Source organism: Marinitoga sp. 1197, assembly GCF_001021165.1.
Lineage (GTDB): Bacteria > Thermotogota > Thermotogae > Petrotogales > Petrotogaceae > Marinitoga.
Map to the genome: position 1 here is coordinate 46,501 of NZ_AZAY01000006.1, position 13,941 is coordinate 60,441.

A 13,941-nucleotide genomic window follows, 5' to 3' on the forward strand; every position below is an offset into this window, starting at 1 on the left:
TATGGCAAAAAAGAAAAAAGAAAAAAAAGAAAAGAAAGAAAAAAGCGAGAAGAAAAGAAAAATAGACTTTAGAAAGATTTTTGGTGGATTAAAAAATATTAAATTTAAAAAGTTGATAAATAATCTGTTATATAATATTAAAAACTTCAAGCATCTTGAAAGAAAGAAAAAGATAAAAATGCTTGGAGGTCTTTTGCTTATTATTTTAATATTTATAGGTTCTTTTTTAATAATACCACGTTTTGCTACAAGAAAATTAAAAATAGAAAGAGATGCAGAATCAGCTTCCATATCGAATTTATTTTTATATGTTCCACCGGATGCTTTTCAATATAAAAAAACATTTACAATTAAACCTTTAAAAGAAAATTCTGCTGAATATCAAAATCTAAAAACTATGGGTAATTTTTATGGACCCATTTATACAATAATCCCTGATGATAATAAAGAAGAATCTTCATTAAAACCGATAAAAATAAAATATCGTATTCCCATGGATCTTTATTATGGTGATTCATTCAATAATTTTTCTATAATGTATGCATCGGATGACGATCCTCCTATTATAAAAAAATTATCCGGTTGTGAAATTTTTAAAGATGAATCATTGGGTACATATGTGGTTCAAGCTAATACATTTCATTTTTCTAAATTCGGATTGTATGTTGATCCTACACCAAAAGAAGTTTCCTTTGGTTTAAAAACTTTAATTGAAAAACCGCCATCTTTAGAACCTGATCTTTTATTGGTACCAGGTGTAGATAACAACTTTTTGGGTTTTGTACCAAATACACAGTCTATAAATAATATATATGGTGAAAATGTCTGGAGTTTATATTTTCCTAATAGAACTATATGGTATTATAAATATCCATTATTGGAAACAAAACCAAAAAGTTATATGGACGCTTTTTTTGGTTATTTTATTAGAACTGGTTCAAATAGTTATCTTGAATTTGAAGCAGAAAGATTTGCACTTGAGTTGAAAACAAAACAAAATAAACAATTTGACATAATTACACAGGGGATAGGAAGTTTGATTGTGCGTTATGCTTTAGAAAAACATCCTGAAATAAAAAATGTTAGAACTATTAGTATGTTCTCACCGCCAAATAAGGGAATAAATACAATAAATCCCATTTATTTTAATATAATTTATAAAAAAAGTCCAGAAATTATAGAGTTGACTTATGGATTAAATAAAGAAGAATATAATTCTTTATTTTTGAATATTTCTTCTAAAATGGATCTTATTTCGGCGTATTACAAAGAACTTTTACCAGATTCTGATTTTATAAAAAAAATAAATACTTTACCCAGAAGAAAGGATATAAAATATTATATTTATACTGGTACTATCCCTGATATAAATATTCATATAAAAAATACAAAATTAGCAACGTTTTATCCGGAATTCATAAATGGTTATGGTGATGGCCTTGTGACTATTGAAAGTGCTAAATTGGATGGAGCTAAATTTTACACATTTGAAATACCATATAACAAACTATTTTCTGATAATGATGTTCTGAAAATATTACAAAAAAATTTATCGCTTGGAATACAAAAAGTGGCTGTTCCAGAAATAAAGGATGACAGTTTTCCTGAAACCAAAAAAGCAATTGAAGAAACAAAAGTGAAAGAAAAATTAAAAAAAGAAGGAATTTCTAAAATTTTTGAAAAGCCTAAAAATTATGAAAATATCAAACTGCTGAATTTTTCAGAACAATTATTATATTTGGAAAATATAATATATGGTAAAATATATAATTTGAATGGTAATATATTGATTGTATCAAATAAAGGTGTATTTGATACTGACGGAAATAATATTTTAAATAAAAATATTCTCGGAAGTCTTAAGTATAAAAATAGATTGTATATAACGGCTAATGATGGAATATATGCTATTGATAATAGTTCTTATGAATTTATAAAGATAAGAAATATTGATTTTAATATACATGATAATGTTTTTTATTTACCAGAGATAAGAAAATATATATATGTTGATTATAGTAATGGATTAGCCAAAATTTATGAAGATGATAAAATTATAGCTGATAATGTGATATTTAATTCTTTAAAAGTTATAAATAATAATTTTTACTTGGTATTGGGAGACAAAATATTAAAAAGGACAAAAGACAAATGGGAAACAGTTATAACCAAAAATGGAATTAAAAATATAATAAATACTGATTTTGGTTATTACACAGATTATTATTCTCGATCATATTATATATATTTATTAACTTCTGATTATAAACTAATAGTTTATAATACAAAGAATCATAAAGCTCAAATACTTGGTAATACTGATGTTGGTAAATTCAAATTGATTGAAAATAATAATAGATTATGGGTTTTTGACAGAAATTATGTAACGTATATTGATTTGGAAAATAAGATTTTTCCAGGGAAATATCAATCAATTTCAAATTATAATATAATAGATGTGACTGTTTTTAAGAAAAACTCTTTTTTACTTTTGATAAAAAAAGATAGGGGATTTGAATTATGGATAACAGATTATTAAAAAACTTTTTTTTCATTCTCTTTTTATCTGCAGCTTTAATGAGTTTTTCCCAAACCTTTTTAGATAAGGCTGAAGTATATTATTTTAATGGAAAAAGCGCTTTTCAAACTGGAAATTATAAAAGCGCAGAGTCTTTTTTTGAAACAGCATTAAAATTTTCTGCTGAAATAGAAATAAAATATCCTGATATAAGATATATGTTAGGATGGACAAAATTTTATTTAAGAAAATATGACGAAGCAAAAGAATATTTGAAGTATTATGCTGACGATCCAAAGGTTTCTCTTGCATTAAAAAGTATTGAATCTGGAAATATTCGTGAAGATTTGCATTTTAAATCTTTAAAGATAGATTCTACTGTGCAATCGACAGAATCAACGTCTAATAAAGATTTAAAAATAGGTTTATTGTACTATGTTATTGTATTTTTTGTTATATTGTTAATCGTAATGATAATGGGATTTTTGACTTACTTTTTTATTTTCAAGAAATATACATTTACTACTATGCAATCTGTAAAAAATAATGTTGAGAATATTGCTGAATTTGAAGAAACCAGTGAGGAAATTCCTGCTATTCCGGTAGAAGAAATATTAGAAGTAAAAATTGACGAATTAGAAGAGTTATGGGATGAGTATGAAAAAATGAAAAAGAAAATGGATATTGAAGATGATGAAAATAATGAGAATTTTGCACAAATTAACCAAAGAGAAACTTTACAAGCAATTGAAACAAATCTTGAAGAAATAGATGTTAACGAATTGTTAAATGAAGCTTCAACTGAAGAGGTTAATAATGAAGCTTCAACTGAAAATGTTAAAACAGAAGATATTAATATGGATATAGAAGATGTATTGGAAGAGGAAGAAGTTCATAAAACTGTTAAAGGTGAAAACGAATCCGAAGATATTAAGGATGAAACAATTTCTGAGGAGATGGAAAATGGGGAAATAAAAGAGGTTAATGATAATATTGAAATTGAAAACAATGTAGAAGATAAAAATATCGAATCGTTCATTCAAAAAGAAAAAATGACAAGCCTGGATGATATTGAAACAATTAAACCAAATATTGATGTTATCACTAAATACAATAAAATAATGTCTGAACCTGAAGGGAGCATAATAGTATCTAATGTTAAAGGTTTAGAAAGTTTAGATAAAATAGACGAGGAAGTTAAAAAGAAAGGAGGATCATTTTCCAAAGGAGATTTGCACAATATTTTTAAAGAAATCTTTGCGGAAAAAAACAGAGATTCTTTAATGATAGAATAATGGAGCGGGCGACGGGACTCGAACCCGCGACCCTCAGCTTGGGAAGCTGATGCTCTACCAACTGAGCTACACCCGCATTCACAGTAAAATATTATACCATTTTTCAAAAAAAATTTCAAGGGGGTCTAGTATGCAGGATAAATTATTTAAAATTACACTCCTAATTTCCATCTCCATTATGATTATTTTATTAATATTTTTATTGCCAAAAGTGTTTTCCGGAAATTTAATTTTAAAACCGGTATTAATATCAATTGGACCTTTTCAAATTAGATGGTATGGTTTGTTGATAGCTACAGGAGTATTTTTAAGCATTTTTTTAGCAAATGATACTGCAAAAAAATGGAATATTTCTGAAAATGATTTATTTAATGCTATTATGATTGGTCTCATCTTTGCTATTATTGGTGCTCGACTATATTACGTTATATTTAATTGGGATATATATTCAAAGTTACCTTTTTCAGAAATATTTAAAACATGGCATGGTGGCTTGGCGATTCATGGAGGAATTTTGGGGGCGTTACTTTCTGTATTTTTATATACTAAGATGAAAAAAAATCTTACTTTTAATTTTTTAAAAGGACTTGATTTAATGTCTCATGTTCTTCCGTTAGGGCAGGCAATTGGTCGATGGGGTAACTTTTTCAATTATGAAGCATATGGAGGTCCTACCGACTTGCCCTGGAAAATGTATATACCATATTCATTCAGAATGTCTGGATATGAAAATTTCAAATATTTTCATCCGACGTTTTTGTATGAATCTATATGGGATTTATTAATATTTCTATTTTTATTTTATTATGCAAGAAACAAAAAGAAATTTGATGGAGAAATAATATCGTTGTATTTAATTTTATATTCTTTAGGAAGAGCATTTATAGAGATTTTAAGAACAGATTCACTAATGTTTTTAGGAATGAAAGTTGCAGTATTAATAAGCATTTTATTTATAATATTTGGAGTATTTTTATACTTTTATTTAAAAAAACAAGCTGTATCTTCAAAAACAAGTATCAAAAAATCACATTAAAATTAAACAAGAAATATTCACTAATTAAGGAGGGAAAATATGAAAAAGGCATATATAGGGAAAGCTATGGATATTGAACCAATTACATATGACGATGGTATAAAAGTAAAAAAGGCTCATAAAAGAGTATTAATAGGAAATAAATTAGGAGCTCCAAATTTTGTGATGAGATTATTTACTCTGGAAAAAGATGGATATTCCCCAAGGCATTCACATAATTGGGAACATGAAGTTTTTGTTTTAAAAGGGAAATTGGAAGTATTTGATGGTGAAAAATACGTTGTTGCAGAAGAAGGGGATTTTGTATTTGTTCCGCCGAATGTAGAACATCAGTTTAAAAATATAAATGATGGTGAAAGTCAGTTTATTTGTGTAATACCAAAAAGTGGAGGAGAGTAATAAGTGAGATTAATAGATACCCATTGCCATTTGAATCTTATAGAAAATAAAGAAGATATAATAAAATCATTTGAAGAAAATAATGTGAATTTTGTTATTGAAGTTGGTATAGATATTGAAAACTCATTTAAATCTTTGGAATTAGCTGATAATCATAAAAACATATATTGTGCTGTAGGAATACATCCCAATGAATCAAAAAAATTATCGAATAAAGATTTTGATACAATTAATATATTAGCGAAAAATGAAAAAGTTGTTGCTATAGGTGAAATAGGACTGGATTATTATAGAGAATATACTACAAAAAACGAACAATATTATTCATTTGTAAATCAATTTAATTTGGCTAAAGAAAATAAGTTGCCTGTGATTTTGCATATCAGGGATGCATATGATGATGCATTTAATTTAATATTAAATGAAGGAGTTAATGAAGATTTAGGTGTTGTTCATTGTTTTTCATCTGACTGGAAAACAGCAAAGAAATTTTTAGATTTAGGTTTTTATATTGGGATAGATGGTCCAATTACATTTAAAAATAATTATAAATTAGTTGAGGTTGTAAAAAATACACCTGTTGAATATATATTGCCAGAAACAGATTCTCCTTTTTTAACTCCTGTCCCTTTTAGAGGTAAGAAAAATAATCCTATTTATACAAAATATATAATAACAAAAATAGCTGAGATAAAAAATATTAATCCTGAAGAATTATCGGAAATATTTATAGAAAATGCTAAAAAACTTTTCAGGAGAATAAAAATATAATAGCCGCAAGGCTATTATATTTTTATTTTATGATATGATATAATATAGGTTCTCTAAAAAGTCTCAAATGAAACGAAGACTCGAAGATTGTCCGTACACGCTACCGCGGGTATTGGTTTAAATATTTTTGATTTTATAAAAAATCTAAGCGTGAATGAAAGCCGTCAAAATTATATGGATGTACTTCCGGCGAAACAATACACGATGTATTGTTTGAGCGATGGCTGAAAATGAATAATTTTAAGGATAATCGCTGTCTGAGTGAATTTGTTTAGACGTTCTAATATTTTTGTTTTATGATATAATATTATAAAAAAGAGAAATGAGGGATAATGTGAAAATATTAAAAAAACAGAGAAACAAAATTTATACTATTAGCTTAATAGGAGAATTTACTCTTTATGATGTTCATGATTTTAATAATGAAATTTCTGAATTTATTAGAAAAAAAGATATAACAACTATTATAATGGATTTTTCCGGACTCACAGCAATAGATAGTACTGGAATTGGGCAACTAATTTCTTTTCAAAAGAAGTTAAATGAAAAAGGAAAAGAATTGATATTGATTAATATGGATGAAAACATTCAAAAACTTTTTGCCTTATTAAAACTACAGGAAGTTTTTAATATACAAAAATAAATAGGAGGTTTGTTTATGAAAATATTAATTTTTTTTATTGCTATAATGATTTCTTTATTAGGGGTATTTTTTTCTTCAATTCCAGTTCTTCCTATTGTATTAGAAGCTTTAGCAGCAATAGTTTTTTCTATGATATTTGAAAAGGGAAAATGGTTATATTTGATTTTATTTTTTGTAATTTTTATACTTGTTGTAATTAATTATATGCCGTCCTTTGAATTTGTTCTAACTATAAAATAATTGAATCGGAGGTGTATTAATGCTAAAAACTTTAAAATTTGTTTTTGAGAAAGAATTAAGGCAAAAATCGTTTTATTTGATTTTTATTTCGATTTTACTCTTTCTTCCGGGAGATCTAGGAAATTTATTTGCAGTACTATTTGCATCAACTTTATTTACAAAAGAACTTGAAAATAAAAATTTTTCTCTTATGTCAACTCTTCCTGTATCAAGAGCTGATTTATATTTGTCATATTATATATTTGGAGCAAGTTTTTTATTGTTTTCAAAAAGTATTTATTATGGTATAACAAATAATTCTGATTTTTATGGTCTTTTTAGTTCACTACTTTTTTTTGCTTTTTTTTATAGTTTGAGTATTTTGTCTTCAATAAAAGGATTAGGTGGTATTTATATTCCAATTTTTGTGTGGTTGATTGATTTGTTTTTAAAATCTAATAATTTAATAAAAGATTATAGTCTTGTGATACAAAAAAATGTGTTTATAAATATATTATCTACTTTTTTGTTTTTTTCTACGATGATTATTTTCCATTTTTCGGATTCTTCTAATTACACAAAAAATAAAAATAAATTATTTACCATAATAAGTTTAGTATTTATTTTAATTATAATATCGTGGATTATAATAAAATCATTGAGGTGAAATTATGATAGAAGTTATAAATATAGAAAAATCATATGGGCCAAAACCAGCTTTAATTGATGTGAATCTTACAATAAATCCAGGAGATATATATGTGTTGGTTGGACCGAACGGTGCCGGAAAAACAACAACTTTAAAATGTATATATGGAGATTTAAAGCCTGATGATGGTGAAGTTCTCATTTTCGGAAAAAAATTGAATAAATTCAGAAAGAGAAATATTTCGGTTTTATTGGAGGATAAAGTAACTTTTAAAGGATTATATCCATATGATTATGCAGAATTATGGAAAATTTTATACCCTAATTGGAATGATAAAAAATATAAGGAATTAATGATGGAATTTAAATTGCCAATAAATAAACCTGTACATGCTTTTTCTTCTGGTATGAAAACGCTTTTTTATATAATTCTAATGTTTTCATCGAGGCCGAAAATTATGATTTTAGATGAACCTACACAGAATATTGATCCTGTAAAAAAGGATAAGATCCTTAAAATGCTTAAAGATTTTGTGTCAAATAAAGAAAATATCGTTATAATGTCTACTCATCATATAGAAGAAGTCGAGTTAATAGCCACCAATTTTGCAATAATCAATGCTGGAAAAACAACTTTTGAAGGTAATATAGAAAAAGCTTTATCAGAACATAAAATTGTAAAACAAAGTGAAATGACAGAAGAAATGGAAATAATTACACCGCTGGATGAAGGAATTCTTGTGAAAACTGATGAAAATATTGGTAGGAATCCTGACTTTAGAGAAGTTGTTTTAGGATATTTAAAAAAATAACCCATATGTTGGGTTATTTTTTTTATAGGTACTTGTAAATAATATGTTTTTTATGTTATAATATGATTATCAAAAAAATACTTATTATTAAAAATTAATATTTAAGTTTCTTATTTTTCACATTATTTTTTAAGGGAGGGATAGTATGAAGAAGTTTTTATTGGTATTACTACTTATTGTATCTCTGTTAGCTTTTTCTTCTAAGGTTTTAGTTGTTGGAACTACTGACAAGATTAGAACTCTTGATCCGGCAAAATGTTATGATTATTTTTCAAGCAACATTCTTCAAAATGTTTTATCAGGTCTTGTTGATTATGAAATTAACACATCAAATTTAATTCCATCATTAGCTCAAAAGTGGGAAGTTTCTCCTGATGGATTAGTTTACACATTTTATCTTAGAAAAGACGCTAAATTTGATGATGGAACACCTATTGATGCATCAGTGATGAAATATTCCATTGATAGGGCTATGAAATTAAATGGAGATCCGGCATTTTTATTAACAGATATTGTTGAAAGCACAAAAGTGGTGGATAATTACACATTCCAAATAAAATTAAAATATCCATTTTCTGCTTTTGTATCTGTATTGGGATATACTGTTGCATGGCCTGTAAATCCAAAATTATATCCGGAAAATGCTTTTTATGAAGGAGCACCTTCATCATCTGGTCCATATAAAATTACAGAATGGATTAGAGATGTAAGAATTGTATTGGAAAAGAATGATAAATATTTTGGTCCAGCACCAAAAACAGATAAAGTAGTTATTACTTTTTATGAAAGTGCTGCAACACTTAGATTAGCTCTCGAAACAGGACAGATTGATATAGCATTTAGACATCTTGATCCAAGGGATATTAATGATTTAGAAAACAATCCTAATATAAATGTTTTAAAAGGTAGTAGTCCTCAAATAAGATATTTAGTGTTAAATACAAAACAAGCACCTTTTTCAAATCCTTTAGTCAGAAAAGCCATAATGTATGCAGTTGATAGACAGAGAATTGTGGATGATGTTTTTGTTGGTCTTGCTCAACCTTTGTATTCAATGGTTCCAATGGGGATGTGGAGTCATAAGGATGTATTTCCAGAAAGGAATTTAAGAACTGCTAAAAGATTATTACAGCAGGCTGGCTATTGGACAGATAAACCTTTAACCATAGATTTATGGTATTCTCCTACTCATTATGGAACAACAGAAGCAGATGTCGCTCAGGTATTGAAAGAATCATTGGAAGAAACAGGTATTATTAAAGTAAACATTAAATATGCAGAATGGTCTACATATGTGGATTATTTCTTGAATGGAACAATGGGATTATTTTTATTAGGTTGGTATCCAGATTATATAGATCCTGATGATTACTTGTGGCCATTTTTGAGTATAAATGGTGCAAAATCCATGGGAAGTTTTTATGAAAATCCTGTTACAGAATCAATTATGAAAGCTGCAAGAATATGTGTTGATCAAGAAGCAAGATCAGAACTTTATGCTCAAACTCAAAATCATTTAGTTGTTGACGTTCCGAATATTCCTTTATGGCAGGGAGTTGCTGTTGTTGCTTCACAAAAGAATATAAAGGGTGTATTGTTAGAACCAACACAAATATTCAGGTATTATCTAATCGAAAAGAAATAAAAAATTCCCCGCCAAATGGCGGGGTTTTTAAAAGAGGTGATAATTTTGTCCTTAAAAGATTATATATTTACACGTATTTTATTGGCTATTCCTATGATGTTCATATTGTTAATAGTAATATTTTTTGTTTTAAGAATTATTCCTGGCGACCCAGTATTAGCTATTTTAGGAGGTAAAGCTCCACAGGAAGTTATAGAGCAAAAACGCCATGAATTGGGTCTTGATAAACCTATAATAATTCAATTTTTTGATTATGTTGGAAATTTATTAAAAGGAGATCTTGGAAAATCTACACTTACATCAAGACCGGTATGGAGTGAAATAAAGGATAGATTTCCTGCAACTGTTGAATTAACCTTATTTGCTTTCATTATTGCAGTCTTAATAGGTGTTTTTTGGGGAAGTACTGCAGCGGCACATCGCGATGGAATTATTGATGTCACTGCAAGAGTATATGCAGTTTTTATTTATGCTATACCTGTTTTCTGGTTTGGATTGATGATGCAATATTATTTTGGTATGGTTTTAAGATGGCTTCCAGTTGCTGGAAGATTATCTCCTATAGTATCTTTAAATACTAAAACAGGATTTTTCCTATTAGATTCTTTGATAACTGGGAATTGGGAAGCTTTTATTGATGTATTAAAGCATTTATTAATGCCTGGCATAACATTGGGATTAGTTATTTCGAGTATATTTTTGAGAATGGTTCGAAATAATACAATATTAATGTTATCTCAGGATTTTTCTACGGCCGCAAGGGCACGAGGAATCAGCCAAAGGAGAATATTATATAAACATGCATTAAAAAATGCTATGGTTCCTATATTAACTGTTATGGGACTTCAATTGGCTATTTTATTAGCTGGTGCTGTTTTAACTGAAACAACGTTTTCGTGGCCTGGGCTTGGAAGTTATCTTGTTATGAAAATAAGATATAGAGATTTTCCGGCTATTCAGGGAACTATAGTGTTTTTTGCGTTTTTCGTCATTATTATAAGTATTGTTGTTGATATAATAAATGCATTAATTGATCCAAGAGTCAGATATTGAGGTGATATTATGGAAGAAAAATTTTATTCTCATAAAATATCTTCTTTTTTTAAGGAGTTATTTAAAACGGGGACTGGATGGATAACGTTTGCTGGCGCTATGATTTTAATATTCTATATTTTAATGGCTATTTTCGCTCCTCAATTAGCTCCATATAATCCAATTCAAAGGGTTGGGAGAGCTTTAAGTGCCCCTGACAGCCAATTTATTTTCGGAACAGATAATCTTGGTAGGGATATATTTAGTAGAATATTATATGGCGCCAGAATAGCTTTATCCATAGCTTTTATTTCTGTTGGATTTGCATCATTATTTGGAATACCACTGGGATTATTATCTGGATATATTGGAGGACCTTTTGATAGAGTTTTAACGCTGATAATGGATGCAATATATTCTTTTCCGGGATTGATTCTAGCAATAGCTATTGCTGCAGTATTGGGTCCTGGTATGATTAATATTGCTTTATCAATTGCTGTTGTTTATACACCGACTTATTTTAGAGTTATAAGAAATCAGGTATCCAGTATAAAAAATGAGCTATATGTTGAAGGCGCACGAGCAATAGGTGCAAAAAATTGGGAAATATTATTTAAGTATATATTGCCTAATGTATTGCCTTCAGTGGTTGTTGTGCTTTCTATGAACCTTGCCGATGCAATTATGACAGAGGCTGGATTGAGTTTTCTGGGTTTGGGAATAGCTCCGCCCACTCCTGATTGGGGGTATGATTTAAGCAATGGGCAGAGATTTGTTTTATCAAGAGCATGGTGGGGAATATTATATCCTGGTATGGCTATAATAACAATTGTTCTAGGTTTTTCATTATTTAGTGAAGGACTTAATGAACTATTAAATCCTACTATACGTGAGAGAAGGTGATGTTGTTGATATTGCAAATAAAAGACTTAAATATAAATTATGAAGTTAAACGAGGATATGTTAGTGCAGTTCAAAATGTGAATATTACGTTGTCTGAAAATGAAACATTAGGGTTAGTTGGTGAATCAGGATGTGGAAAATCCACACTGGGAAAATCATTGTTAAAAATACTACCTAAAAATGCAAAGATTTTAGGAGAAATATTATTTAAAAATAAAAATATAGCAACTTTCAATGAAAAAGAAATGAGAAAAATAAGAGGCAAGCATATTTCGATGATTTTTCAAGATCCTATGACTTCGCTAAATCCGATTATGAAGGTAAAAGATTTATTTCTGGAAACAATAAAAGCTCATTATTCTGAAATTCCCGAAAAAGAAGCTTTAAATATGTCTGCAAAAATTCTATCAGATGTCGGAATAGATCCTATAAGGATGAATGAATATTCCTTTCAATTTTCTGGTGGTATGAGACAAAGAGTTATGATTGCACTTTCTTTGGTTTTAAAACCTGAAATAGTTGTTGCAGATGAACCAACTACTTCTTTAGATGTTATTGTTCAGGCACAAATAATGGAAGTATTAAAAAAACTCAAAGATGAGCATAAAATGTCAATGATTTTAATAACACATGATCTTGGGGTTGTTGCAGAATTGGCTGATAGAATAGGTGTTATGTATGCCGGTCATCTTGTTGAATTAGCAACTGCTGAAAAAATATACTATGAGCCAAAACATCCATATACTCAAGCTTTATTAAAATCAATACCAAATACAAATATAGATGATAGAGAGTTAAAATATATACCTGGGGATCTTCCGAATCTTGTTAAACCACCCAAAGGATGTAGATTTGCATCACGTTGTCCATATGCAAAAAATATATGTCATGAACAGGTGCCTCCAGATTTTATTGTAGATGAAACAAGAGTTAAATGTTGGTTATATGAGAAGGTGAAAATATGAATGAAGTTTTAATTGAAGTAAAGAATTTAAAAAAGTATTTTCCTTTGAAAAGAAGTATTTCAGAATTTTTAACAGGAAAAGAGCAAAAATTCGTAAAAGCTGTTGATGATATTTCTTTCATAATAAAGAAAGGCGAAACACTTGGATTGGTTGGAGAATCTGGTTCTGGAAAAACTACTACTGGAAGAATGGTTTTAAGATTATTGGAACCAACATCTGGAACAATAAAAATAGATGATATTGATATTACTTCACTAACTAATGAAGAATTAAGAAAATTCAGAAGAAAAATTCAGATAATCTTTCAGGACCCTATGGCGGCTTTAAACCCTTATATGAAAATAGGAGAAGCTATACGACATGCTCTTCAAATACACAAAGTAGGAAAAAATTATTCAGAACAGAAAAAAATTGTTTATGAAATTATGGAACGCGTGAATTTAAAACCCGCTGAAGAGTATTATAATAGATATCCGAGAGATTTATCCGGCGGGCAAAGGCAAAGAGTTGTCATAGCAAGAGCTCTTGTTTTAAAACCGGAATTTGTTGTAGCAGATGAAGCAATTGCTATGCTTGATGTATCAGTTCGTTCTCAGTTATTGAAATTAATGATAGATTTAAAGGAAGAATTTAATTTAACTTATTTATTTATTACTCATGATTTGGCTACAACAAAATATATATGTGATAGAATTGCCGTAATGTATCTTGGGAAAATTGTTGAAATTGGAACTTTTGAGGATATATATAGAAATCCCGCGCATCCTTATACCAAAGCCTTAATTTCAGCAGTTCCAGAACCTGATCCTAAATTAAAAAAGAAGAAGATAATTCCTAAAGGTGAGGTGCCAAATGCAGTAAATCCACCTAAGGGGTGTAGATTTCATCCGAGATGTCCTTATGCTATGGATATTTGTAAAGTTGAAGAACCGAAAACAATAAAACTTGATAATCAACATGAAGTGAACTGTCATTTATTTAATAAATAACCCCCGTTTCGCGGGGGTTATTATAGTTTACATTTCATTACAAAATTTTAGAATGCAGAATGAACT

Annotated in this window: 14 protein-coding genes and 1 tRNA gene; 14 read left to right on the forward strand and 1 reads right to left on the reverse strand. The window is 28.4% G+C overall.

Annotated elements, in window-relative coordinates:
• The first annotated feature begins 1 nt into the window (after position 1).
• Together X275_RS01645 and X275_RS01650 are read left to right on the forward strand one after the other, a co-directional pair.
• Entirely contained in the window at positions 2-2,539 is a 2,538-nt protein-coding gene (locus X275_RS01645; RefSeq protein ID WP_047267232.1) for a hypothetical protein, read from the forward strand.
• Positions 2,521-3,813 (forward strand): tetratricopeptide repeat protein, encoded by a 1,293-nt coding sequence (locus tag X275_RS01650; RefSeq protein WP_047267233.1) that lies wholly within the window; start codon positions 2,521-2,523, stop codon positions 3,811-3,813. The genes X275_RS01645 and X275_RS01650 overlap by 19 nt, the downstream gene beginning before the upstream one ends.
• Here the strand turns inward: X275_RS01650 and X275_RS01655 are convergent.
• Positions 3,814-3,889 (reverse strand) — tRNA-Gly (locus X275_RS01655).
• 54 nt (positions 3,890-3,943) lie between these two features.
• Between X275_RS01655 and lgt the strand changes: the two genes are divergently transcribed.
• The 12 genes from lgt (at position 3,944) to X275_RS01715 (ending at position 13,875) form a co-directional block, all read left to right on the forward strand.
• Complete coding sequence (lgt, locus tag X275_RS01660; RefSeq protein ID WP_047267234.1) at positions 3,944-4,849, forward strand: prolipoprotein diacylglyceryl transferase; 906 nt, start codon at positions 3,944-3,946, stop codon at positions 4,847-4,849.
• 39 nt (positions 4,850-4,888) lie between these two features.
• Positions 4,889-5,248 carry a cupin domain-containing protein gene (locus X275_RS01665; protein WP_047267235.1) on the forward strand — a complete coding sequence of 120 codons (360 nt, stop codon included), beginning with the start codon at positions 4,889-4,891 and terminating at the stop codon, positions 5,246-5,248.
• A 3-nt stretch (positions 5,249-5,251) separates the two neighbouring features.
• On the forward strand, positions 5,252-6,019 hold the full coding sequence (locus X275_RS01670) for a TatD family hydrolase (protein WP_047267236.1): 768 nt from the start codon (positions 5,252-5,254) through the stop codon (positions 6,017-6,019).
• A 334-nt stretch (positions 6,020-6,353) separates the two neighbouring features.
• On the forward strand, positions 6,354-6,662 hold the full coding sequence (locus X275_RS01675) for an STAS domain-containing protein (RefSeq protein ID WP_047267237.1): 309 nt from the start codon (positions 6,354-6,356) through the stop codon (positions 6,660-6,662).
• Positions 6,663-6,677: 15 nt separating this feature from the next.
• Positions 6,678-6,902, forward strand: coding sequence for a hypothetical protein (locus X275_RS01680; RefSeq protein WP_047267238.1), 225 nt, complete (start codon positions 6,678-6,680; stop codon positions 6,900-6,902).
• 19 nt (positions 6,903-6,921) lie between these two features.
• Entirely contained in the window at positions 6,922-7,548 is a 627-nt protein-coding gene (locus tag X275_RS01685; protein ID WP_047266401.1) for a hypothetical protein, read from the forward strand.
• Between the two features lie 4 nt (positions 7,549-7,552).
• Positions 7,553-8,341, forward strand: a complete 789-nt coding sequence (locus tag X275_RS01690; protein ID WP_052913514.1) for an ABC transporter ATP-binding protein — start codon at positions 7,553-7,555, stop codon at positions 8,339-8,341.
• A gap of 145 nt (positions 8,342-8,486) precedes the next feature.
• Positions 8,487-9,986 carry an ABC transporter substrate-binding protein gene (locus tag X275_RS01695; RefSeq protein ID WP_047267240.1) on the forward strand — a complete coding sequence of 500 codons (1,500 nt, stop codon included), beginning with the start codon at positions 8,487-8,489 and terminating at the stop codon, positions 9,984-9,986.
• A gap of 45 nt (positions 9,987-10,031) precedes the next feature.
• Entirely contained in the window at positions 10,032-11,039 is a 1,008-nt protein-coding gene (locus tag X275_RS01700; protein ID WP_047267241.1) for an ABC transporter permease, read from the forward strand.
• Between the two features lie 9 nt (positions 11,040-11,048).
• A complete protein-coding gene (locus tag X275_RS01705) occupies positions 11,049-11,921 on the forward strand; it encodes an ABC transporter permease (protein ID WP_047266405.1) in 873 nt (290 codons plus the stop codon).
• Between the two features lie 2 nt (positions 11,922-11,923).
• Positions 11,924-12,886, forward strand: coding sequence for an ABC transporter ATP-binding protein (locus X275_RS01710; RefSeq protein WP_047267284.1), 963 nt, complete (start codon positions 11,924-11,926; stop codon positions 12,884-12,886).
• Positions 12,883-13,875 carry an ABC transporter ATP-binding protein gene (locus X275_RS01715; protein ID WP_047266406.1) on the forward strand — a complete coding sequence of 331 codons (993 nt, stop codon included), beginning with the start codon at positions 12,883-12,885 and terminating at the stop codon, positions 13,873-13,875. Before X275_RS01710 ends, X275_RS01715 begins: the two co-directional genes overlap by 4 nt.
• Positions 13,876-13,941 lie beyond the last annotated feature (66 nt).

Coding starts and splice junctions, on each gene's coding strand:
- X275_RS01645 (WP_047267232.1), top strand. CDS start 2: ATGGCAAAAAAGAAAAAAGAAAAAAAAGAAAAGAAAGAAAAAAGCGAG.
- X275_RS01650 (WP_047267233.1), top strand. CDS start 2,521: ATGGATAACAGATTATTAAAAAACTTTTTTTTCATTCTCTTTTTATCT.
- lgt (WP_047267234.1), top strand. CDS start 3,944: ATGCAGGATAAATTATTTAAAATTACACTCCTAATTTCCATCTCCATT.
- X275_RS01665 (WP_047267235.1), top strand. CDS start 4,889: ATGAAAAAGGCATATATAGGGAAAGCTATGGATATTGAACCAATTACA.
- X275_RS01680 (WP_047267238.1), top strand. CDS start 6,678: ATGAAAATATTAATTTTTTTTATTGCTATAATGATTTCTTTATTAGGG.
- X275_RS01685 (WP_047266401.1), top strand. CDS start 6,922: ATGCTAAAAACTTTAAAATTTGTTTTTGAGAAAGAATTAAGGCAAAAA.
- X275_RS01690 (WP_052913514.1), top strand. CDS start 7,553: ATGATAGAAGTTATAAATATAGAAAAATCATATGGGCCAAAACCAGCT.
- X275_RS01695 (WP_047267240.1), top strand. CDS start 8,487: ATGAAGAAGTTTTTATTGGTATTACTACTTATTGTATCTCTGTTAGCT.
- X275_RS01705 (WP_047266405.1), top strand. CDS start 11,049: ATGGAAGAAAAATTTTATTCTCATAAAATATCTTCTTTTTTTAAGGAG.
- X275_RS01715 (WP_047266406.1), top strand. CDS start 12,883: ATGAATGAAGTTTTAATTGAAGTAAAGAATTTAAAAAAGTATTTTCCT.